The sequence below is a fragment of the Flavobacterium sp. 28YEA47A genome, assembly GCF_041262125.1.
GTDB lineage: Bacteria > Bacteroidota > Bacteroidia > Flavobacteriales > Flavobacteriaceae > Flavobacterium.
In genome coordinates this window covers 108,030-132,005 of sequence record NZ_JBGCCI010000009.1, presented here as the reverse complement: position 1 = coordinate 132,005, position 23,976 = coordinate 108,030, and the positions used below count along the sequence as shown (strand labels likewise).

The following is a 23,976-nucleotide window of genomic DNA, read 5'->3' as shown; positions in this document are numbered from 1 at the left end:
AATTTTAAAATAATAAAAAATTAAGTAAAAATATAGCTTGTTGATTAAAAAATAAAAGCCTCAAGGATTTCATAATCCTTGAGGCTTCAATAAAACAGCTTGTTTAAAAAGCGGTCTTAAATTTTTGTATCTTCTTCTTTTTTAGATGCGGCCGGTTGATCATCCTTAGCAGCATTTTTGAATTCTTTTATACCCGAACCCAATCCTTTCATCAATTCTGGAATTTTTTTACCTCCAAAAAGCAGTAAGATAATCGCAACGATTACAAGAATTTCCGTTAAACCTAATTTTCCCATGATTAAAAAGTTTATGCTTTGGCAAGCATTTGTAAATATTATGCAAATGTAAAAAGAAAAATCATACCACTTTCTTTATATAACAAATAATTATAAGTTAAAAAAGCCTTTTTAACTTGGAAAGCCTTCCTAATCAATAAGCTCGTCTTTTTAGAACTGATTTAACAGCTTAGTAATTGCAGAAAAACATTGGCAAGACTTCCAAATTATTATATTTGTAAAATACAAAAATGAAATGTCAGGTAAGAGGCTCAAAAGACAGATTTTAAAGAAAAAACTCTTCACAAAAAACCGACTGGTTATTTTGAATGAAGAAACTTTTGAAGAAATTTTCTCCTTGAAACTGAATCTCATGAATGTATTTGTAGTGCTGACAGGTGGAGCTATTTTCCTGATTGCAATTACTACTTATATCATAGCATTTACTCCATTGCGGGAATATATTCCGGGTTATGCTTCCACCAAATTAAAAAGGGAAGCCACGGAGCTGGCTTTGAAATCTGATTCTTTGGAAAAAGCTATCAAAATGAATAATGCTTATATTGAATCAATTAAAAAAGTGCTTGCTGGTGATGTTGAAGTAGCCAAACTGAACAAAGATTCTATTATGGCAGCAGAACAGACCGACGTTTCGGAGATTAATTTCAAGCCATCAAAACAAGATTCTATCTTAAGAGAAAAAGTGGCCCAGGAAGACAAATACAATCTTTTTGACAAGGCCCAGACTAAAGTAAATCTGGTACTTTTTCCACCGGTGACAGGACACATAACAGATAAGTATGATCCTAAAAACAAACATTTTGCGGTTGATATTGCCGTTCCGAAAAACACACCTATAAAATCAGTGGCGAATGGAACTGTAATTTTTGCTGATTGGACTCCGAGTACGGGTTATGTAATAATTATCAGACATGGAGATGGAATTATGTCGGTTTATAAACACGCGGCATCGCTTACCAAAGCACAAGGAGATGTTGTCAGAACAGGTGAAGTAATAGCTATGGCAGGATCGACAGGTCAGGAATCGACAGGTGTTCACTTGCATTTTGAATTATGGAAAGATGGATTTGCCATTGATCCGACGAACTTTATAGAATTTGAATAACTAGAAATTATTATTCCCTAAGTTATTACTAAAAAATAGAAATTTTAAAAATGTCAATAAAAGCCTTTTTTGCTAAAAAATTTGCCAAAAAAATTTATGACAAAACTCAAAAATGGGCCAATAATCCTGTTGAAACCCAGGAACGGGTTTTCAAAGATTTGATTCAACAGGCAAAAGACACCCAATTTGGTCAAGATCATAATTTTAGTGAGATAAAGTCATTTTCAGATTTTGCAAAAAATGTCCCGATACGTGACTATGAAGGGTTAAAATCCTATGTTGAAAAAGTAAAAAAGGGAGAAGAAAATGTTTTATGGAAAGGGAAACCGATTTATTTTGCAAAAACTTCGGGAACAACTTCTGGTGCTAAATATATACCGCTGACAAAAGAGTCCATGCCGTTTCATATCCAGGCGGCACGAAACGCCATCCTGCACTATATCCACGAAACCGGAAATGCTTCATTTGTTTCCGGAAAAATGATTTTTTTGCAGGGAAGCCCGATTTTAGAAGAAAAAAACGGAATCAAATTAGGACGTTTGTCAGGAATTGTAGCTCATTTTGTTCCAAAATACCTTCAAAAAAACAGAATGCCAAGTTGGGAAACCAACTGTATAGAAGATTGGGAAACCAAAGTCGATGCCATTGTTGAAGAAACATTTGATAAGGATATGACGGTAATTTCCGGGATTCCGTCATGGGTGCAGATGTATTTTGAAAAGCTAAAGCAAAAAGGAGACAGGCCTGTTGGTGAAATCTTTAAGAATTTTAATCTTTTTATATACGGCGGAGTCAATTATGAGCCCTACCGTGCCAAGTTTGAAAACCTGATTGGAAGAAAAGTGGATAGCATTGAACTTTTTCCTGCTTCTGAAGGTTTTTTCGCGTATCAGGATTCTCAAAAAGAAAAGGGAATGTTATTGCTTTTGGATGCCGGAATTTTTTATGAGTTTGTAAAAGCAGACGAATTTTTTACAGAAAATCCTAAAAGATATACCATTGGAGAAGTGGAAATGGGAGTCAATTATGTGTTGATTATTTCTACAAATGCAGGACTTTGGAGTTATAATATTGGCGATACGGTTCAGTTTACTTCATTAAAGCCCTATCGTATTATCGTTTCTGGAAGAATCAAGCATTATATTTCTGCTTTTGGGGAACACGTCATAGGAAAAGAGGTAGAAGAAGCGCTCAAGGAAGCGATGGAAAATACGACGATACGCGTGAATGAATTTACTGTAGCGCCTCAGATTACGCCAAAAGAAGGATTGCCTTATCATGAATGGTTTATTGAGTTCGAAAATGAACCGGAAAACTTGGCCGCTTTTTCACTTCGGATAGACGATGCCATGAGAAAACAGAATGTGTATTATGACGATCTGATTGCAGGCAACGTATTGCGAAAGCTGGTCGTAACTAAAATTTCAAAAAACGGTTTTCAGGAATACATGAAATCCATAGGAAAACTGGGCGGACAGAATAAAATTCCGAGGTTGAGCAATGACAGAACCATTGCCGATAAGTTAAAATAGTATGATGAAAAAACTGGCGATATTCTTTTTGTTTTTTGCAGTAAATGCTGCGGCACAAACCAAAGGCGTTGTAAAGGATAGCCTGACCGGAAGTCCTATTGCTTATGTAAGTATTTGGGTTGAAAATGAAAATATCGGAACCACTTCCGAAGAAAATGGAGAGTTTCATATTGCAACAAACGACAAGAATAAAAACCTGATTTTTTCTGCCTTGGGCTATAAAAAGAAAATAAGCAAGGTTTCTGAATCGCAATTGGTCAATCTCTCGCCTTTGGCTTATGATTTGGATGAAATTACCATCAACAATAAAAAAGAAAAAAGACAGCTTGAAATAGGGAAGACCAAAAATGCAATTGCCGAAGCTTTTGACAACGGGCCAAGGATGGACGCCAAATTTTTCCCCTATTATCCGGAATATAAAAAAACACGCTGGATTCAAAAGGCAATCATTTTGACGGATAGCAAGATTGATGATGCTACAATCAAACTGCATCTTTATGATGTTGACGAAAATGGTTTTCCAGGTAATGAATTGTTGACAAAAGATTATATCGTTACGATCAAAAAAGGCGTTACCAGAAGTGAAATCGACCTATCAGATTTTAATTTAGAAATGCCAAAAAAAGGGATTTTTGTGGTTTTTGAAAAATTGCTAATCAAAAAAAATAAAGTAGAAAAAACAATTACAGATTTTAATACGAACATTACGAAAATCCAGACGACTTATGCACCTCTGGTACTTTATAATGCAGTAGAAAGAGATTTTTTGTTTAGCTTTTCTGGCGGAAGATGGCTAAAACGCACAAAAGAAGAAATAAATCCGTTTTCGGGTTCTAAAACAGTTTACGAACCATCGGTAACACTAATACTTACCAATTGACAAAAGCAAGTTTACCAATAAAAAATAAAAAACCTACATTTGCAGGTTAGAAAATAAATAGAAATGAAAGAAACTAAAAATATATCACGATCAAGAGCCCAGGAGTCTTCTGCGGCTATTGAAAAGCTGTACATCACTATGCGCCATTTGTTTAATAGAGGATTCTATAAGCCAATGGGTGTTTCGGGTGATACGTTAAGAGAAGCATTGTTGCAATTAAGACCGGAAATCTACGGAACAATTGCAGAAGAAAAAGTAGAATTGAGCGGACTTTTGTACGTAATTGAAAGACTTCCCGTAGGAATTGAAGAATGCCGTTTTATCAACCTTACTTCGGATGAAGGCTATTCAAAATCGCATTTCAAGGCGATTGTTCCACCAAAAAGAAAGAGAAATTGCTATAGAATTGATAGCGAACAAATGAATGTTGAAATCACAAGAGGACGTTCTGATATTTATGATATCCTGACGCATCTTACCTTTATTTTTATCGAATCGCATAAAATCAAGGATAGGGTCCTATTGGATGAAAACACCAAGGAAATGACCCGTGATTGGGAAAAACTAGAACAGATTGTTGTCCAGAATAAAAAACTCACCCTGATTGAAAAGGAAATAGCGATATCACATGCTTCTATTATTCTGGGTCGTTCTTTTGAGGAAATACTTGATATTTATGAAGCCTTTGGAACGGAAGAAAAACCGGACCGTTTCCTTCATGTAATTTACTGGTTAGGAAAACTGGCTATTGAAGAGGTAATATTCAACAATAAGAGAACCATAACTTTCAGTCCGATACTTAGAGAGCGTTTAGGACACCATATCCACGGAGAAATTTGGGCCAATAATATAAAAGAAGTTCTGAAGCAAAATGAATTGTTGGACAGACCTATTCATATTATCAGTGCGAATATGCATAGCGTTATGAATTCTATTTTTGCAACACATACGCTTAAGACAAAATTTAAAGATAAAACAGATTTCTTCGTATATGAAGAACTAAGTAAACCAGGTGCAAACGACCTGCGAAACAAAGTTGAAGAATTTGCGTTAAAATACGGCATGATTTCATTGCCGGATACTTCAGGTACCAATATCGATGTGCAGATTTTTGATACGGCTAAAATCGAGTGGGCAAAATCAGCTTTCCCAAAAGCGAAAATTGGAGAACATGCACCGGTTATTATCGTAATGGATTATGCTTTTGGTGAGCAAGCCTATGAAACGATAGATGAGCTTTTAAAACCGTACAAAGACGGCAAAAACAAATATTTCCTGAATGTAGAATCAGTTTCTATTATGGGGAAAGCCGGAATTTTGGAAGGTGGAAAAGGAGATATCATGATTCCATCTGCCCATATCAACGAAGGAACGGGTGATAACTATCCTTTTGAAAACCAATTGACAGCTGAAATGTTTGAAGGAAATGGAATTCCGGTATATGCAGGACCTATGGTTTCTGTTTTGGGAACTTCGCTACAAAATAAAGACTTATTAAAGTTTTTCCACGAATCAACATGGGGCGTAATTGGTCTGGAAATGGAAGGAGCTTACTATCAGAAAGCTATACAGTCGGCTTCAAAAATCAGAAAAAGTATCAACCCTGACGTTCAGGTCAGATATGCATACTATGCGTCTGATAACCCTTTAGAAACGGGTAGTACATTAGCTTCCGGAGGTCTGGGAACTACAGGAGTAAAACCAACATATCTTATCACGATTAAAATACTAGAACAAATTTTTAACATAAAAACAAACTAACCATGAGTTCAAACTCACCAACCAATCCGGACAATCAAGAAATTGACTTGGCACAAGTTTCTAGAAAATTAAGCCATGCATACGAGAATTTTTTAAGTTGGATATTTAGAGGACTTCTATTTTTAAAAAGAAATATAGTTATCCTGATTGTTCTCTTTATTTTAGGGGTTGGCTTAGGATTTTATTTAGACAGAAACACAACTGTCTACAACCATGAAGTAATTGTTAAGCCAAATTTTGGTAGTACTGATTATACATATGCTAAAGTAAATTTAATTAACTCAAAAATAAAAGAAGGAGATTTTGAATTTCTAAATCAAATCGGCATTAAAAAGTCGGCAATGTTATCAAAAATTGAAATAGAACCTATATCAGATATATATGAATTTGTTAATTCGAAAGAACAAAACCTCGAATTAGTAAGGCTTATGGCTGAAAGTAGTGATTTAAACAAGATTATGAATGATGAAACAACAAGTAAAAATTATGCTAATCATAAAATCATATTAACAACCAATAAGGAAATTAGCCGTAGTGAGATTATAGAACCGATACTTGATTATTTGAATAAGAGTGAATTATATACAAAAATTCAAACCACTATTCTAGAAAACATTCGATCAAAGATAGAATCGAATAAAGTAACAATAAATCAAATAGATAATTTGTTGGCAGATTTTTCAACAGCTTCAAAAGGAAATTCAAAAAGTGGTAATTTAGTTTATTATAATGAAAACACACAATTAAATGATGTTTTAAAGACTAAAAATGAGCTTGTTCTTGATCAAGGAAATAGAATGCTAGAGTTAGTCTTTTCTGATAAAATTGTAAAAGAAAGCAGTGAGGTTATAAACATTAAAAACAACCAATCTCTTAATGGAAAACTGAAATTTATTTTTCCAATTGTGTTTTTATCTATTTTCTTTGGAATCGTATTAATAAGAGGATTTTATAAATCTCAAATGGCAAAAATGAAAGATACTATTTAGTTCGAGGTAGCATAATTATATTTTTGGAAATAACTTAAAAGGAAAGAGAGATTTTACATTATTAAAAATATGAATACTAAGAGACTGCATTAGTGATATGCCGAAAAGGTATTTTTAATATGTTTGATTAAATAATGACAAAAACATCTGAAAATAATTTATTTAAACTATTTAAATTAATAAATATATATATATTTTTGCGCTTTAAAAAATATACAAATGAAAACAAAAATCATTATCGCTAGTTTATTTTTAGCACTATTTGCTTCATGTAAAAATGAAGAAAAGAAACCTGTTGTAGTTGAAGAACCAAAAGTTGAGACATTTGATGTTGCTATTGACTTAATTATTAAAGCAGATGATGAAATGATTTTGCTTTATAAAGATGGTACTAATCAATGGTTCGATGAAGATCATGCAGTTTGGTTAGGTGTAAAGGGAAGTGATTCTGTACAAACCGCCACATTCAATTTACCTGAAGGAGTTATTGGTACAGATTTAAGATTTGATATCGGACGTAATGATTTTAAAGGTTTAGCACCGATAGAAATAAAGAAAATAACTATTTCATACAAAGGTAAAAAGTTTATAATTGACCAAGATAAAGTAAATGATTATTTCGCAACTAACGAATTTATCGTTTATGATCCGGCTACAAAACAATATTCATTTAAGAAAAATGATAAAGGAGAATATGATCCTTACTTTCAATCTAAGGAGCCTTTGTTAGCTGAATTAATAAAGGTGGCTCAATAGCACATTATTTTATTGTAAACATAAAAAGGTTATTCGAGTGGATAGCCTTTTTATGTTTATGGGGATAAAGTTTTGGAAACGTTAAATTAAATTAAATGATGTTTAAATCCCAAAAAGTAAAAACTCTTTTTTCAAATTTTATATCATTATCTGTTTTACAGGGACTGAATTTAATTTTACCGTTATTAACTATTCCTTATTTATTAAAAGTTATTGGAGTAGAAAAATATGGAATTTTAGCCTTTATCAATGCTGTTGTATTATACTTTCAAATTGTAACAGAGTATGGCTTTAATTCGACGGCAACTCGGGATATTTCTGTTGCTTCATATGATAAAAAAAAGGTAGAACAACTATTTAATGAGGTGCTATCGGCAAAGTTCTTCCTTCTAGGAATAGGAATTATTGTTTTGAGTATACTTGTTTTTTCCTTTCCAATTTTACGAAAACATTTTGATTTATATTTTTATAGTTATGGTGTAGTTGTAGGGATGGCCATTTCTCCAATATGGTTATTTCAAGGGCTACAGCAAATGAAATACATAACTTATATTAATGTAATATTTAAAACTCTTTTTACTTTAGCGATTTTTGTTTTTGTAAAACATGAAAACCAATATTGGTTAGTCCCTGTATTTACTTCTTGTGGCTTTATTTTTTCAGGTATTTTATCTTTAATAATAGTAGCCAAAAAATTCCATATAAGATTTATATTTCAAAGCTTTGACAAGATTAACAATCAATTGAAAAATGGGAAGCATATTTTTTTGTCAGAATTGCAAATGACATTACTGTCTAATACAAACCTTTTAATTATTGGATTTATTGCGGGAAATAGCTCTGTTGGATATTATTCTTCAATTGAAAAAGTTATCAGAGCTATTAGTAATCTAAATGCTCCGGTTATCAATACACTCTATCCTTTTATCTCAAAGGAAATGGTCAATGATAAAATAAATGCGATGAAAATAATTAACAAAGTTGTTAATATAGGAAGCAGTCTTATTTTCTTTTTTATCATCTTGTGTTTTCTTTTTTCAGACTATATTATTAATTTGATTTACGCAGAGAACTTTAATGAAAATGCCGTTTTAATTTTTAGAATAATGATTTTATTTCCTTTATTATCCTTTTTAGATCAGGTTTTTGGGAAGCTGGTTTTGTTAAATAATGGAAAAGACAAAGAATTTCTTAAAGTATTTTTTTATTCTGGTTGTATTAGCTTATTATTGACATGTATTTTGACGTTTTATTTTGACTTCATAGGTACAGCAATAGCTTCAACATTTGCACAGATTTTAGTAGCTTCCGGAATGTTTTATTATTCTATGAAAATTATTAGGACGAAGTAATTATGGAATTAAAATTAAGTATTATAATCCCTGTATATAATGGGGAAAAATATATTGAAGAATGTATTAAGTCGCTTACCAAGCAAACTCTCACTAACTGTGAGTTTATTTTTGTAAATGACGGTTCTAATGATAAAAGCGTTGAATTAATTCAAAAATATCAGACGGAAGATGAAAGAATTATTCTTATAAATCAAAAAAACAGCGGTGTTAGTGTTGCAAGAAATACAGGAATAGAAGCAGCAAAAGGAAAATATATTGGCTTTATTGATTCTGATGACTTCGTATCAGATGATATGTTTGAAGTCCTATATAACGGAGCAATAAAGAAAAATGCAGATGTAGTTGTTGTGGATTATTATTTAGGGAGAGATGGTAAGTATGTAAAGAAAAAAACTCTTTTTGAGTATGACTTCTTGTACGATAATGTATTAATCAATAAAAATATTATTCCGAGCTTAATCACAAATGAGGATATAGTATTGCCTGCGGTTTGGAATAAGATTTATCGAAGAAAATTTCTACAAGAAAACAATTTCCTTTTTTTGAAGAAATTTTCTCTTGAGGAAGACATTTTATTTAATATCCAGGTAATTAGTCAAGCAAAGTCACTTTTTTTTGTAGATTATTGTGGTTATTTTTACAGAGAAACTGTTGGTAGTGCATCTAGAAAAATAGCCGAAAATTCTTTTTTTGAAAAAATAATTGAAAACTATAATCTTGATATTAAGAGTCTTACAAATATTACGATGCCTTATCAAGAAGTAAAGAAATTTCAAGCAATTAAACTTGTAAATCTATCTTTATATTATTTATTTAAAAGTGCAGTAGACGATCAGATCACTAATAAAGAGAGAAATCTTCTGTATAAAAGAATTATTTTAAATAACGATGTGGTTTTTTCTTCAAAAGAATATAAACAAGAACTCTTAAAAAATAAGGGGTTATTAGAAATCATAATGATGTTTATAATAAGAAATAAATTAATTACGACAGCTTATATTTTAGGTTTCCTGTTAAATAAGATATATACTCCTAAACTCTCTGAAATATTCAGATCTTTAAATCAAAAAGTAAATGTTTTCATTAAATAAACCGTACCATCTTCTTTTTTTTCTCGGCCTATTTTTTTTCCCATTTAACTCTTTTGAAGGGATTAAAGCATTAGGTGAATTCAAAAATGAATCTGGAGCTTATTTTTTTCTATTAGGTTTTATTTTACTTTTCTTTCAAAAAAAAATATCATTACCCTTATACAACTCCGTTTTTAAAATAATCTTGGTCTTTTTAGGCTGGTGTTTTCTTTCAACATTACTAAATTTTCAAAATGTTGAAAACAGTTATTTTAAGCATACGACAGGAATTAATAGATTTATACGCCAATACGTATCATTACTGCTATCTGGTATTGTTTTTTTTCTTTTTTATTATAACGTTTTAATAAAAATGGAAATAAAAGAAATACTTTATAAAATAAGAACCGTTTTTTTATACTCCTTATGCATGGCTTCAATAGTTGGCTTTTTTGAAATATTAGCCGGCTATTATGGTGTTTCATTAGCTCGTTATGCTTTTTATGTCTTGGATTATTTTCCTTTTTTTGAAAAAAGACTTATAGGAGACAGGATTTCCTCAATTGCCGATGAGCCTCCATTTTTTGCAGTTTATTTAATAACCATATCAGGTTGGATGTTCAGCTACATGTTAACTAATAAAGGCATTTTGAAATACCTCCCTACAATACTTATACTCGTTCTTACTTTTTATTCCGGTTCAAGGACAGCATTGATTGTGATATTTATACAGGTTATTATTTTTTTCTTGACAACAGTATCAAAAGAAAAAATAATTAAGAATACTATCAGAGCGACTATTGCTTTTTCGTTTTTAGTGGTATGTGTTTTTATATTTAATGGGAATAAGATAATTAATGCTTTTGAAGAAAAGATAGATTCACTTGATTTTAAAAGCAACCTGACAAAAAGCATATCGAATCAATCCCGTTTTGGAATGCAATATGCAGCACTTCAGGTTTTCTTAGAACACCCAATTATTGGAGTAGGTTATGGCCAGCAAACATATTACAGTCGCTTTCATTATCCGGCATGGGCGGTGAAGAATAATTATGAATTTGATGAGGCCTATAAAAATCCTGCTGTCAAAGCTTTTCCACCTAGTTACAATATGTATACCCGGATTTTATCTGAATTAGGATTGGTTGGTATTTCAATTTTTATATTTCTGATTTATTTCAGTATTAAAAAAATCAGATTCCTTATAAAAAATAAGAGCGATGAAAAACAGGTGCTGGCAATAATTTTATTAGTTGGATTATCTGGCCTGTTTATAAATTTACTTCAAATAGACACTTTCAGATTGTATGGACTTTGGTTATATTTGGCAATCTTAACAGTCTTGACAAATAAGCAGCAAAATGCGTATGAATAAAGTTGCACTATTAATCCCTCATTATAATAATTTTAGAGGATTAGTGACTTCCATAAATTCAATTGATTCTTCGGAATTTATAGATATTGTTATTGTGGATGATGGAAGCATTATAGAAAAAATAGATGAAGATGTTTTAATCAAAGCATTTAAAGCAAACGGTACAATAAAATTTCTCTATTTGCCAGAGAATAAAGGCATAGAACACGCTTTAAATCATGGTTTAGATTATATTCTGAAGAATAATTATCAATTTACGGCAAGGCTGGATGTTGGTGATGTTTGTGTAGGAAAAAGATTTGAAATACAACATAAATTCTTAGAAGATAATAAGAGTATAAAGTTTATAGGAGCAAATGCTAATGCTTTTGATATGGAAGGGAATTTTTTATTCAGATATAATTTCCCATTAAAACATTCCGAGATAAAAAAACGCATATATTTGAATGCTGTATTTGTTCATCCGACATTTATGTTTGATAATGAAATTATAAAAACGGTAGGATATTACCCTACAAATTATAAATCAGCTGAAGATTTTGCATTTGCAATGAAAGTGGTCAAACACTTTATTACAGAAAATCTGGAAGAATGTTTGGTAAATGTTGAAATTAATCCCAACGGTATTTCATTATCTAAGAGGAATCAACAAATTAGAAGCCGATTAAATGTAATAAAAGATAATTTTTATTTTGGTTACTATCCTTTATATGGGCTCTTTAGAAATATCATTATATGTATTGCCCCTAATAAATGGATTGCAGCAATGAAAAAAGTAAAAAAACGAAATGATAGACTTCATTAAAAAAAGTATACAAAAGGAAAAATTTGAACCTAAATTTTTAGGCTTTTGTATAAACAATAACTATTTAATAAGAAAGGAATTAAATAGTCAGATAAAGAAAAATGCTCTAAATGCTAAGGGAATATTATTAGATTTTGGGTGCGGAACAAAGCCTTATCAAAAATATTTTGCTAACGTTTCAAGATACATAGGAATTGATTTAAAAATTGAAGGATGGGAACATCGTCAAAATACGGTAGATTTCTTTTATGATGGAAAAAAGATACCTTTTGAGGATAATTACTTTGATACCATGCTTTGTACTGAGGTTTTAGAACATGTTTTTAATATAGAAGAATTACTATCTGAGTTTCAAAGAGTTATAAAACAAAATGGAACAGCATTAATTACCACACCCTTTATGTGGGAAGAACATGAAATGCCACATGATTTTGGTCGTTACACAACACCGGCTTTGGTATATTTATATGAAAAATATGGCTTTGAAATAGTTTCTCATCATAAAACAGGAAATAATATAAAAGTTATAGCACAGTTTAGCATTAACTATGTAAAAACATTATTACCTGCTAATAAAATTTTAAAACAAATATTGCTAATTCCTTTCATAATTTACTTCAATATATTTGGTTCAATTTTTGGATTTTTACTTCCTGGAGACAAAAGTGTTTATTTTAATAATGTTTTTGTTATCAGGAAGAAGTAATTGTACAAAATGGATAAAAATTTATAATTAAAAAATGAAGAAGATTATTGAAAATAGCTATGATTATTTATTTATAGGCATGCTGCTTCTTTTGCCTTTTTCATTAGCCTTTCCAAGTATTGTTTTAGGATTACTGGTTTTTTCTTTTATCATCGATATAAAAAAAATTAATTTTGACAGACTAAAGACGGGTCCCTTTTATATTCTTTATTTTATATTCTTTTTTATTTTTGTTAAGGCGCTTATAAACAACAGTTTAATAATTGACCAAAAGATTCTTAGCAGATATCTATTTGTTCTGGTAATCCCCATACTTTTTTTAAAAATTAAGGACTTAGAGAAAATTAAAACGGCTCTTATAATTAGCATACAGTTAATGATAGTAGTTTCAATTTTCAAAATAACGAAGCACTATATTATTTTTAATAATTTCCCACTCGGAGATGGACTGCTTGTAAATGAACTTTTAGTTCTGGAAAGGCCTTATGCCGGTTTTATGTCTTTAATGGGATTAATACTTTCATTAGAGAAAATAAGAAATAACGACAAGAATAAAGGCCTGTTTATATTCTTTAGTATAATGTCTATTTTTTTTATAATACTAATAGCGGCGAGAAACTCTTTTATAACCCTGTTATTTTTATTCTTTCTCTATATTTTTTTCTATTTAAAAATTTCTAAACTCTATAAATTAACATTTATAGGTTCTTGCTTTTTAATAATACTAACCATTGTATCCCTTAATAAAAACATCTTAGAGCGATTTCATATAAACAAAGACATAGAAGGCACACTTTCAAAAATTGCGATTTTCGAACCTAGATATGTAATTTGGCCATGTGCCTATGATTTAACCAAGCAGGAAGGATTTAATCCTATAGTGGGATTTAAAAGCGAAAATGAAATTAGTGCCGGATTAATTAATTGCTATTCTCAAAAAATAAGCAATGAATCAAGGAAGGGATGGTTTTTAGAAAGAAAATTTAATACGCACAATCAATTTATAGCTTTTTTCCTTAGTTCGGGGATAATTGGTTTTTTAGCATTAGTATCATTTTACTTTTTGTCTATCTACTTACATAGACATAACTTTTTTGCTGCAGCGATATTAATAAGCTTCTTATTTTTCTTTCTCTTTGAAAATGTTCTTTCCAGACAATTTGGATGTTACATCTTTGCTATCTTTGCCGCTCTTTTTTTATTAAAAAAACAAAGTAAATGAAAAGGAATAAAATAGTTCATGTATTACATTCAGTTGGAGGAGTTGATGTCTCTTTACGTCTCATTCTATCTAATATTGATAATACAGAATTTGAAAATGTAATTATCCATGGACAAAAAGATACTGACAATATATTTCTCGATAAAAATAATCAAAAATTAAAGAGCTATAGACTACCAATCAATAGAGATATATCTTTTGTAAATGATTTAAAATCAATTATACAAGCCTATAAGATTATAAAAAAAGAAAAGCCGGACCTCATACATTCTCATAGTGCAAAAGGAGGTATAGTAGGGCGAATGGTAGGCAGATTGTTGGGGATTAAAGTTTTACATACGCCTCAGGCCTATTCCTATTTAAGTACAGAAAACTTCTTGAAAAGAAGAGTTTATATTGCAATTGAAAAATTATTTGCAAATGGAAATTCTATATTATTAGCATCTTCGAACTCTGAAAAGGACAGAGCTATCAAAGAGGTAGGATATGTAGAAAAAAAAACAATTTTATTTAATAATTCTATTCTACCAATAGATCAATTATCAGAGCTTACAATTGAAAAAACTTGGCCAGACGATTATATATGTACTGTAGGTAGGCCTTCATTTCAAAAAAATATAGAACTGATGATTCAAATTATTTTTGAGATTAAGAAACACCAAAAGAACATCCATTTGGTTTTAATGGGTGTAGGATATCATTCACCTCAATTAGATTCAATAAATGATTTAATAATTAAGCTAGATTTAAAATCAAACATTACTTTGTTAGATTGGACAGACCGACAAGATATTTTTAGAATAATAAATGATTCTAAATTATATATCTCTACAGCACGTTATGAAGGTTTGCCTTATTCTATCATTGAAAGTTTAGCATTATCCAAACCCTGTGTTGTTAGTGATTGTGATGGAAACAGAGATTTAATCATAAATGGCTTTAATGGATTTGTGATTAAAGACAGTCATGCAGAAAGTTTTTCCAGAAAAATTATTGAAACTTTAAATAATGGGGAACTGTATTTAAAATTTTCTCAAAATGCTAAAAAATATTTTACTGAAAATTTCAATATTCTTAATAATATAAAAAAACTAGAAAACATCTATAAATCAAATATATAACTGTTTTTTAGATATAAAAAGTGTCAAAATAAACTTACTTTCCAAGTTTTTGTTTTTTATCGAATAAATTATTTTTTTTTAAATATTAACGATTATAGTTTTTTGTTGTAAATGATAATCCTATTTTTGGGAACATTTATTTTTGTGGTTAAATCAAGCAGTTTTTCCATGAAAATTTCACAATTAAAAGATTAATCTGACATGAAAAGAGTATTAATAACCGGAGCGGCAGGGTTCTTAGGGTCCCATTTATGCGATCGTTTCTTAAAAGAAGGTTATTTTGTAATTGGAATGGACAATCTTATTACGGGTGATTTAAAGAATATTGAACATTTATTCAAACTTGAAAACTTCGAATTTTATCATCATGATATAACCAAATTTGTCCATATACCAGGCAAATTAGACTATATATTACATTTTGCATCTCCTGCAAGTCCAATTGACTATCTCAAAATTCCTATTCAGACATTAAAGGTAGGATCTTTAGGAACTCACAATCTTCTAGGATTGGCAAGAGTAAAAAAATCAAGAATTTTAATTGCATCGACGTCTGAAGTCTATGGAGATCCATTGGTTCATCCACAGACCGAAGAATATTATGGCAACGTAAATACGATAGGGCCAAGAGGTGTTTATGATGAGGCAAAACGCTTTCAGGAATCCATTACTATGGCATATCATACGTTTCATGGTGTTGAAACCCGAATCGTTAGGATTTTCAATACCTATGGACCAAGAATGCGACTAAATGATGGTAGGGTAATTCCGGCGTTTATTGGCCAGGCACTCCGAGGTGAAGATTTGACTATATTTGGCGATGGAATGCAAACTAGATCTTTCTGTTATGTAGATGATCAGGTTGAAGGAATTTACAGATTGCTTCATTCCGATTATATATATCCTGTGAATATTGGAAATCCGGATGAAATAACGATTAAGGACTTTGCCGAAGAAATTATCAGTTTAACCGGAACAAATCAAAAGGTAGTATACCGTCCTTTGCCTATAAATGATCCGTTACAGAGACAGCCGGATATTACAAAAGCAAAAGAACTTTTGGGTTGGGAGCCTAAAGTATCCAGATCGGAAGGAATGAGAATAACCTATGAATATTTTAAATCTTTATCATCAGAAGAATTGTTGAAGGAAGAGCATAAGGATTTTTCAAAATATATTTTTTAAGTGCGCAAAAAAACGGGAAGATACTCTGGCTATATACGGCCATTTTCATATGTGCTGGATTTGATAATCATCAATATCTTAGCTAACTTTCTATTACCTGAAACGTTAAACCTAATAGGATATCATTTTTTTATCTCTATTTCCTGGCTTATTATTGCTTGGAATATTGGTTTTTATGAAGTATATCGTTACACGAAAGTTATTGAGATTTTCAGCAATATTCTCAAGCAGTATTTATTCTTCCTTTTAATCAATTTTGCATTTATTGGGTTTTACCTCAAATTTTCGGAACCCTCGAAAATGATTGAATTTGTTACTTTCTCTCTTATTTTAGTGAGTCTTGCCAAATTTTTCATTTATTTTTCATTGCGAAGATTTAGAGTTGTTTTTGGCGGTAATTTCAGAAGAGTAGTTATTGTTGGAAACGGAAAAAGTGTAACCCAATTAGGAGAGTTCTTTAATGAAAATCCAGACTATGGATATAAACTGGAAAAAGTATTTACATTATTTCCAAACAAAAAAGAACAAATAGACGAATGTTTTGATTTTGTCTTAGAAAATAAGATTGATGAAATCTACTGCTCACTGTCAGATTTATCAAACAGTGACGTAAATAAATTCATTGACTTTACTGATAATAATCTAAAAATATTAAAATTCCTTCCAGATAATAAAGAAATCCTAGCCAGAAATCTGATTTTTGACTATTATGACTATATTCCGATAATCTCTTTGAGGAATATTCCACTGGATGAAATGGCCAATAAAATAATAAAACGAATATTTGATATAGTTTTTTCATTGATAATTATCATCGGAATTCTTTCTTGGCTGATTCCAATACTTACAGTACTCATAAAGATGGAATCTAAAGGAAGCGTTTTCTTCAAGCAGAAAAGAAATGGATTGAATTATAAAGAATTCTATTGCTATAAATTCCGTTCGATGCGATTGAATGAAATAGCAGATTTATATCAGGTTTCCAAGAATGACCCTAGAATTACAAAGGTTGGTAAATTCATAAGAAAAACAAGTATTGACGAATTACCTCAATTCTTCAACGTGCTATTAGGAGATATGTCTGTTGTAGGACCAAGACCACACATGGTGAGCCATACAGAAATGTATGCCAGAAGGATTGATAAGTTTATGGTGCGCCATTTTATTAAGCCGGGCATTACCGGTTTGGCACAAACTAAAGGATTTCGAGGCGAAGTTGAAAGTGATAAGGACATTATCTATCGTGTAAAATTTGACATTTTTTATCTTGAGAACTGGTCGCTGTTGTTAGACATCAAAATCATTTTCCTCACGGTAATCAACGCTATCAAGGGAGAAGAAAAAGCCTACTAGCAATGGAAGCGCATCTGGTTTCCATTATTACACCTTCTTTCAATTCAGAAAAATTTATTTCAGATACAATACAATCGGTTAAAAACCAAACCTATCAGAACTGGGAAATGATCATCGTTGATGACGGTTCTACAGACAAGACGATTTCCATAATACAAGAATTTCTTCACGACAACCGAATCCAATTACATCAATTGGATCAGAATTCAGGAACAGGTATTGCCAGAAATAAGGCAATTTCTCTTGCAAAAGGCAGGTACATTGCTTTTCTGGATTCGGATGATTTATGGAAACCAGAAAAACTTCAAAAACAAGTAGAGTTTATGGTTTCTAAAAACCAGCCTTTTACTTTTTCTTATTATGAATGTATTGATGAAGAAGGGAAAGCCTTGGGGAAAATTATCCAGGCTCCTAAAACACTTACCTATCAACAGTTGTTTTGGAGCAATTGGGTGGGAAATCTGACAGGAATTTATGATGCTAATTTTTTTGGAAAAATAGCCATTTCTTCAGCACGAAAACGCCAGGATTGGATGATGTGGCTCATGATACTCAAAAAAATAAAAACGGCAGAACCTATTCTGGAAAGCCTGGCAATTTACAGAGTTCGTGAAAATTCCATCTCAGCGTCCAAAACAGAGCTTTTAAGGCATAATTATAAGGTTTATAGAGATTTCCATCACAAGAGTATTATTGGGGCAATAACATGCATGATTGGGTTTTTATTTACCCATTTTTTCATCAAGCCCAAATATGTGAAAAAATCAAGAACTGATTAAGGATTGGAATTGTTTCAATTTACCACGGTTAGTACGGGCTAAAGAAGTTTTTCGGATGAATTTGAATTTTAAGTTTGGTTCTAAATACAGCGAAATAGCATCTTCAATTTTAGCAATCTGTTCTAACGTCAGTTCAACTTCACTTACATATTCTATTTCGAAAGAATCGATTTTGGTCTGCCTTATTATAAACTCCTTCACGTTTCCATCGTCTTCAATAATGCTTTTTGTAACATAATAAAAAGTCAGTCCCGGTGATTTTTTACCGCTTGGTAGCACGGCTACATCGTTCGTTCTTCCGGTTAATTGCTTTAAGATGGGTTTTTTGAATGTGCTTTTTGGATCAAGTATTCCCATATCGCCAATGTCATACCGAATAAAAGGATGTGCTTTGTTGTAGAGCGAAGTAATCACAACCCGACCTTGCGTACCATACGGAACGGGCTGTCCGGCATCGTCCAAAATTTCAACAAATAGAGTTTCCGAATTGACCTGCCATTCTCCTTTTTGATTTTCAAAAGCAATCAGATCCAATTCTGAAGCGCCATACTCATTAACAACAGGCACTCCAAACTGTTTTTCCATTAAGATCTTGTCTTTTTCAAAAAGCATTTCCGATGTGACAAGACAAACTTTTAGCGTAGGACAGATGTTTTTTAGGACTATATTTTTCCGCTCCAGATATTTGGCAAATAAGACAATAGAGCTGGTGTAACCGTTGATATAATCAAATTTTTTGCGTTTAAAATGGTCTAAGAATTTTTCCAGAATCGGATCGGATAAATCAAAAATCGGGAAACGGAACCGATGGCTTAGAAAATCTTTCAGGCGTTCTTTTTTATTTCCAATAAAATCCAACGGAATGCCGTAGAATCGCGCCTGATAAGAGCTGTTAAAATCAATTCCATACCATCCGAAACGGTACATATTAGAAGCCCAGGTCATGGCATGGGAATAATTGTCTTTTGCAAAAATAAACGGGTCGCCGCTGGAACCGGAAGTCTTGTTTACAAATACATTTTTAGCTGTAAAACCTTGAGAAAGTCTCAAATTTAAAGGCTGTTGCAGTTCCTTTTTAGTCAGGACAGGCAAAGTATCCCATTGGTCAGAAGTCTTTCCAGAGGCCAATTGGCTGTAAAAAGGATTGTTTTTCAAATGAAAATCAACAATCTGTTTTCTTTTTCCAAGGATGTAACTTTCATAACTTGCTTCTGGAATTTCAAGGATATTGTCAAATTCCAGTCGGGCTTCATCTATAGGAAAGCCGCTAATTTTTAAGGAAAAGTCAAAAAGTTTAAACACAGCCTGAAAGTTGATAGTTTTTAGTAAATTAATTATTTTTTATCTTCAAAAGCAATTAATTTTGGCACTTAATTAAACAACAACACAACAATGACAATTTTATTATTAGGTTCTGGCGGAAGAGAACATGCTTTGGCCTGGAAAATATTGCAGAGCAAAAAATGCTCACAACTATTTGTAGCGCCGGGAAATGCTGGTACAGAAACAATTGCAAAAAACATCAATATCAGTCCAACCGATTTTGAAGCCATAAAAAATTTCGCCATCCAGGAAAAAATTGAAATGGTTGTCGTTGGACCAGAAGATCCGTTGGTTGCTGGAATTTATGATTTCTTCAAAAATGATGAAAACCTCAAACATATCCCAGTAATTGGTCCGTCAAAAATCGGAGCACAACTAGAAGGAAGTAAGGAATTTGCAAAAGAATTTCTTGTAAAGAACAACATACCAACAGCAGCTTACGGGAGCTTTACCAAAGAGACTTTAAAAAAAGGACAGGAATTTCTAGAAACACTTGCTTCGCCATATGTTTTGAAAGCAGATGGATTGGCAGCCGGTAAAGGTGTCTTGATTATTCAGGATTTAGAAGAAGCCAAAACAGAATTAGCTAATATGCTTGTTGGAGAAAAATTTGGACAGGCAAGCTCTAAAGTTGTAATCGAAGAATTTTTAGACGGAATCGAATTGAGCTGTTTTGTCTTGACCGATGGGAAAAATTACAAAATACTTCCAACAGCAAAAGATTATAAAAGAATTGGAGAAGGCGATACCGGACTGAATACAGGAGGAATGGGAGCTGTTTCGCCAGTTCCTTTTGCAGATAACATATTGCTGGAAAAAATCGAAAGCAGAATCGTAAAACCAACGATAGCCGGATTGCATAGAGACGGAATTGAATACAAAGGTTTTGTATTCATTGGTTTGATTAATGTGAAGAACGAGCCAATGGTCATTGAATATAATGTCAGAATGGGCGATCCGGAAACCGAAGTCGTTATACCAAGACTGAAATCAGATTTAGTAGAATTGTTTTTAGCCGTTGCTGAAGAAAAATTAGATCAGGTTGCCTTAGAAATAGATCCTCGAAGTGCAACGACCATTATGGTAGTCTCGGGAGGTTATCCGGAAGACTATGAAAAAGGAAAAGTTATTTCGGGAATTGAAACGGTTTCTGATTCGATTGTGTTCCATGCCGGAACTAAGATGGCAGATGGCCAGATAGTAACTAATGGAGGAAGAGTGTTGGCTGTAACATCCTATGGAGATAATTTTCAGGAAGCAATCCAAAAATCATATCAGAATATCGGAAAACTGAAATTTGATAAAATGTATTTCAGAAAAGATATCGGGTTTGATCTATAACCAATAAAAAAACCGAGAAGCATTGCTTCTCGGTTTTTTGTTTTATTAGTATAGCTTACTCTAAGAAAGAATGAGCTGTAGTATCTTGAAACTCGTCGTTATTGGCTTTATGCAATTTTAACTGCTTGATCCAATAAACAATTGCCACTGCACAGATGATCATAAAAATCCAGTTTAGCGTGTTGGCAGCCCACCAGTTTTTCAGTTCTAATTCTCTGAAAAAATCAAGCGGTTTGAATAAAATGTTTACAAATAAATATTGTATTCCTTCAAAAAATGATTTCATATCGTTTGTTATGTTTTATTTTATGAACTTCTAAAATTTCTGTAGAGATCAACTTTATCATAGTTCATTTTAGAACAAGTAGTATCTTTACACTGCAAAAGTATAAAATATCCTCATGATTACAAGCATTTTTAGCAAATCTAGGCCGTTAAATTATATAATTATTTCAACGCTACTGGTCGTATGCTATTTCTTATACCTACAAAAGTCTCCGGAGCGGGTTGATTCTGTTGAAGGCATCTTATCTAGTATAGGACTTTTGTTACTGTTGATAGGCTCGCTTTTTATTGTAAATTTTGTGACTAAAAAGAACGGATTAAGTAAAGATAACAGCTATACGTTTCTTTTTTTCTTTTCGTTTTTGGTTTTATTTCCAACGACTTTAGTCAACGTAAACCTGATTATTTCCAATTTTTTTATACTTCTGGCACTGCGTAGGCTTATTTCATTACAATCATTGCTCACACCAAAGGAAAAAATATTCGATGCTTCGCTTTGGATTTTTATAGCTGCTATTTTCCATTTCTGGAGCATTTTATTTATTCTGATTGTTTTCGTATCGATTCTTTTCCATGTTTCGAGAGATTATAGAAACTGGATATTGCCATTTATCTCCTTTTTTGCCGTAGGAATCATCACGCTCATGTATGCCTTGATTTTTGACAGAAGTTTGATTGAAACTGTTGTTGATAGTGCCTTGATAGATTTTAATTTTAATTATTTTACGAACAACTATCAAAATTTTGCGCTTTCGCTTTATGTGGTTACTGCAGCGTTCTTTTTCATTACGCAGGCATTGACATTGCCAAACAAGCCGCTAAACATGCAGTCGTCGTATAAAAAGATAATTGTTGCGTTTTGTATTGGCGTCGTTGTTTTTCTAATTTCTTCCAATAAAAACAATAGCCTGTTAATGTATACTTTTGCTCCGGTAGCCATCATGGCCACCAATTACATTGAGTCGATGCAAATCAATTGGCTAAAAGAAACTTTTGTGTACGTAATCGTAGGTTGTAGTTTATTGACGTTTTTCTCGCAATTATAATTTATTGCCATACGCCAAATCGCCAGCATCTCCTAAGCCGGGAACAATATAATTTTTCTCGTTCAATCTTTCATCAAGAGTGGCTACCCAAAGATGGCAGTAGTCGGGAAGATGTTTTTGCAGGTAAGAAATCCCTTCCGGCACGGCAATTACAACAGCAATATGAACTTCTTTTGGAGTTCCTTTTTCCATCAACTTATTAAAAACAGCTACCATAGACTGGCCTGTGGCAAGCATTGGATCTATAAGCAAAAGGTTTTTGTTTTCAATACTTGGAACGGCTTGATATTCTACCTTGATTTCAAAAGCATCATCATTGTTATAATGATGGCGATAGGCCGAAACAAACCCATTTTCAGCACTGTCAAAATAATTCAGAAAGCCTAAATGTAGAGGTAATCCGGCACGCAATATGGAACATAAAACCAAATCATCCTGAATTTCCGTTGTTTTTTTAATACCAAGCGGCGTTTGAATTTCTACATCCTTATAATGAAGATTTTTACTTAGTTCATAAGACATTATTTCACCAATACGTTCAATGTTCCTCCGGAAACGCATGCTGTCTTTCTGTACGTTTACGTTGCGGATTTGTCCTAAGAAATGGTTTAACACGCTGTTGGCTTCTGATAAATAATGTATTTGCATATTTTTTTAAGTTTCTAAGTTTCTGAGGTACTAAGTTTCTGAGTTCAGCGATCTGGTCTAAAATCCAAAATCCAAAATCCAAAATCTGAAATCTGAAATCTGAAATCTGAAATCTGAAATCTGAAATCTGAAATCTGAAATCTGAAATCTGAAATTTTTCCCAGCCATAAAGGTATAAAAAGTATATTTGTATTTTAATTGTAAAAATATGTTTTCAAAATTAGCGTATTCCGTATTCGAGCAGAGCATTAAAGATTATCACAAGTATGATAATGTGGACCAGCCGATCAGCAACCCGTATTCAAATGATACATTTGAGCATTTATTATATCTGAAAAACTGGATTGATACTGTGCAATGGCATTTGGAAGATATAATCCGTGACCCGAATATTGATCCTGTGGCTGCTTTGAAACTGAAACGAAGAATTGATGCTTCAAATCAGGAAAGAACAGATATGGTTGAATATATCGACAGTTTTTTCTTGAAAAAATATAGCGGTGTTAAAGTAAAAGACAATGCTAAGATAAACTCTGAAAGTCCGGCATGGGCATTTGATAGGTTGTCAATCTTGGCCTTGAAAATCTATCACATGAACGAAGAAGCTACGCGTGAAGATGCAACTCAAGACCATAGAAATGCATGCCAAACCAAACTAAACATTCTTTTGGAGCAGCGTTCGGATTTGTCAACAGCTATTGATGATTTGCTTACCGATATTGAAAATGGCGACAAGTTTATGAAAGTCTACAAGCAGATGAAGATGTATAATGATGATGAATTGAATCCTGTTTTGTATCAAAACAAAAAATAAGTACTAATGGCGGATAAGAATTTTATTAGTTCGGAACCGTTATTTTTCAAGATTGTTTACGGATTGACTTTTTTAGCATTTCTCTATGTTTTGTATGAAATGCTTTTCCTGGAAGCCGAACAGCAATCCCAACCATTAAAATTAATTGTTCTCGCGTTGTTTGGTGTCTTCTTTATCCGAAAAGGCCTGAGCGGAATGAGACAGAAATAATAACGAAAGACTTTTTTGA

24 protein-coding genes are annotated in these 23,976 nt (G+C 32.1%); 20 read left to right on the top strand and 4 right to left on the bottom strand.

Annotated features, from left to right (window positions below; genetic code table 11):
* Positions 1-116: 116 nt before the first annotated feature.
* Complete coding sequence (locus tag ABH942_RS13850; protein ID WP_056067112.1) at positions 117-296, bottom strand: twin-arginine translocase TatA/TatE family subunit; 180 nt, start codon at positions 294-296, stop codon at positions 117-119.
* A 235-nt stretch (positions 297-531) separates the two neighbouring features.
* Here ABH942_RS13850 and ABH942_RS13845 point away from each other — a divergent pair, with 235 nt between their 5' ends.
* The 16 genes from ABH942_RS13845 to ABH942_RS13770 all read left to right on the top strand — a co-directional run bounded on the left by ABH942_RS13845 (position 532) and on the right by ABH942_RS13770 (position 18,290).
* On the top strand, positions 532-1,401 hold the full coding sequence (locus ABH942_RS13845) for a M23 family metallopeptidase (protein WP_370032941.1): 870 nt from the start codon (positions 532-534) through the stop codon (positions 1,399-1,401).
* Between the two features lie 50 nt (positions 1,402-1,451).
* Positions 1,452-2,933: a GH3 auxin-responsive promoter family protein gene (locus tag ABH942_RS13840; protein ID WP_370032939.1), complete on the top strand. Its 1,482-nt coding sequence runs from the start codon at positions 1,452-1,454 to the stop codon at positions 2,931-2,933.
* Between the two features lies 1 nt (position 2,934).
* Positions 2,935-3,813, top strand: coding sequence for a carboxypeptidase-like regulatory domain-containing protein (locus tag ABH942_RS13835; protein WP_370032937.1), 879 nt, complete (start codon positions 2,935-2,937; stop codon positions 3,811-3,813).
* Between the two features lie 63 nt (positions 3,814-3,876).
* On the top strand, positions 3,877-5,574 hold the full coding sequence (locus tag ABH942_RS13830) for a hypothetical protein (RefSeq protein ID WP_370032935.1): 1,698 nt from the start codon (positions 3,877-3,879) through the stop codon (positions 5,572-5,574).
* Positions 5,575-5,576: 2 nt separating this feature from the next.
* Entirely contained in the window at positions 5,577-6,563 is a 987-nt protein-coding gene (locus ABH942_RS13825) for a hypothetical protein (protein ID WP_370032934.1), read from the top strand.
* Positions 6,564-6,782: 219 nt separating this feature from the next.
* Complete coding sequence (locus ABH942_RS13820; RefSeq protein ID WP_370032932.1) at positions 6,783-7,319, top strand: hypothetical protein; 537 nt, start codon at positions 6,783-6,785, stop codon at positions 7,317-7,319.
* 95 nt (positions 7,320-7,414) lie between these two features.
* Positions 7,415-8,671, top strand: coding sequence for a flippase (locus ABH942_RS13815; RefSeq protein WP_370032930.1), 1,257 nt, complete (start codon positions 7,415-7,417; stop codon positions 8,669-8,671).
* A 2-nt stretch (positions 8,672-8,673) separates the two neighbouring features.
* Positions 8,674-9,765 (top strand): glycosyltransferase family 2 protein, encoded by a 1,092-nt coding sequence (locus ABH942_RS13810; RefSeq protein ID WP_370032928.1) that lies wholly within the window; start codon positions 8,674-8,676, stop codon positions 9,763-9,765.
* Between the two features lie 409 nt (positions 9,766-10,174).
* A complete protein-coding gene (locus ABH942_RS13805; protein ID WP_370032926.1) occupies positions 10,175-11,119 on the top strand; it encodes an O-antigen ligase family protein in 945 nt (314 codons plus the stop codon).
* The gene (locus tag ABH942_RS13800) at positions 11,112-11,924 is read left to right on the top strand and encodes a glycosyltransferase (protein WP_370032924.1); all 813 of its coding nucleotides are present in this window, start codon (positions 11,112-11,114) and stop codon (positions 11,922-11,924) included. The genes ABH942_RS13805 and ABH942_RS13800 overlap by 8 nt, the downstream gene beginning before the upstream one ends.
* Positions 11,908-12,630, top strand: a complete 723-nt coding sequence (locus ABH942_RS13795; protein WP_370032922.1) for a class I SAM-dependent methyltransferase — start codon at positions 11,908-11,910, stop codon at positions 12,628-12,630. The genes ABH942_RS13800 and ABH942_RS13795 overlap by 17 nt, the downstream gene beginning before the upstream one ends.
* A 34-nt stretch (positions 12,631-12,664) precedes the next feature.
* Entirely contained in the window at positions 12,665-13,852 is a 1,188-nt protein-coding gene (locus tag ABH942_RS13790; RefSeq protein ID WP_370032920.1) for an O-antigen ligase family protein, read from the top strand.
* The gene (locus ABH942_RS13785; protein WP_370032918.1) at positions 13,849-14,973 is read left to right on the top strand and encodes a glycosyltransferase; all 1,125 of its coding nucleotides are present in this window, start codon (positions 13,849-13,851) and stop codon (positions 14,971-14,973) included. Before ABH942_RS13790 ends, ABH942_RS13785 begins: the two co-directional genes overlap by 4 nt.
* A 201-nt stretch (positions 14,974-15,174) precedes the next feature.
* Positions 15,175-16,158: a UDP-glucuronic acid decarboxylase family protein gene (locus ABH942_RS13780; RefSeq protein WP_370032916.1), complete on the top strand. Its 984-nt coding sequence runs from the start codon at positions 15,175-15,177 to the stop codon at positions 16,156-16,158.
* Complete coding sequence (locus ABH942_RS13775) at positions 16,159-17,511, top strand: exopolysaccharide biosynthesis polyprenyl glycosylphosphotransferase (protein ID WP_370032914.1); 1,353 nt, start codon at positions 16,159-16,161, stop codon at positions 17,509-17,511.
* 2 nt (positions 17,512-17,513) lie between these two features.
* Entirely contained in the window at positions 17,514-18,290 is a 777-nt protein-coding gene (locus ABH942_RS13770; RefSeq protein WP_370032912.1) for a glycosyltransferase family 2 protein, read from the top strand.
* On the opposite strand, the gene ABH942_RS13765 is transcribed toward ABH942_RS13770, so the two are convergent.
* Entirely contained in the window at positions 18,276-19,592 is a 1,317-nt protein-coding gene (locus ABH942_RS13765; protein ID WP_370032910.1) for a phenylacetate--CoA ligase family protein, read from the bottom strand. The two genes, ABH942_RS13770 and ABH942_RS13765, sit on opposite strands and share 15 nt — an antisense overlap.
* A gap of 90 nt (positions 19,593-19,682) precedes the next feature.
* Here ABH942_RS13765 and purD point away from each other — a divergent pair, with 90 nt between their 5' ends.
* Positions 19,683-20,954 carry a phosphoribosylamine--glycine ligase gene (gene purD / locus ABH942_RS13760; RefSeq protein ID WP_370032908.1) on the top strand — a complete coding sequence of 424 codons (1,272 nt, stop codon included), beginning with the start codon at positions 19,683-19,685 and terminating at the stop codon, positions 20,952-20,954.
* A gap of 55 nt (positions 20,955-21,009) precedes the next feature.
* Here the strand turns inward: purD and ABH942_RS13755 are convergent, their stop codons facing one another.
* Positions 21,010-21,240, bottom strand: a complete 231-nt coding sequence (locus ABH942_RS13755; RefSeq protein WP_370032906.1) for a uracil phosphoribosyltransferase — start codon at positions 21,238-21,240, stop codon at positions 21,010-21,012.
* Positions 21,241-21,355: 115 nt separating this feature from the next.
* On the opposite strand from ABH942_RS13755, the gene ABH942_RS13750 reads away from it, so the two are divergent.
* Positions 21,356-22,285, top strand: a complete 930-nt coding sequence (locus ABH942_RS13750) for a DUF6427 family protein (protein ID WP_370032904.1) — start codon at positions 21,356-21,358, stop codon at positions 22,283-22,285.
* Here the strand turns inward: ABH942_RS13750 and upp are convergent.
* Entirely contained in the window at positions 22,280-22,933 is a 654-nt protein-coding gene (gene upp / locus ABH942_RS13745) for a uracil phosphoribosyltransferase (RefSeq protein ID WP_370032902.1), read from the bottom strand. The two genes, ABH942_RS13750 and upp, sit on opposite strands and share 6 nt — an antisense overlap.
* Before the next feature lie 208 nt (positions 22,934-23,141).
* Between upp and ABH942_RS13740 the strand changes: the two genes are divergently transcribed.
* On the top strand, positions 23,142-23,747 hold the full coding sequence (locus ABH942_RS13740) for a DUF4254 domain-containing protein (RefSeq protein ID WP_370032900.1): 606 nt from the start codon (positions 23,142-23,144) through the stop codon (positions 23,745-23,747).
* A gap of 6 nt (positions 23,748-23,753) precedes the next feature.
* Entirely contained in the window at positions 23,754-23,957 is a 204-nt protein-coding gene (locus ABH942_RS13735; protein WP_370032898.1) for a hypothetical protein, read from the top strand.
* The last annotated feature ends 19 nt before the right edge of the window (positions 23,958-23,976 follow it).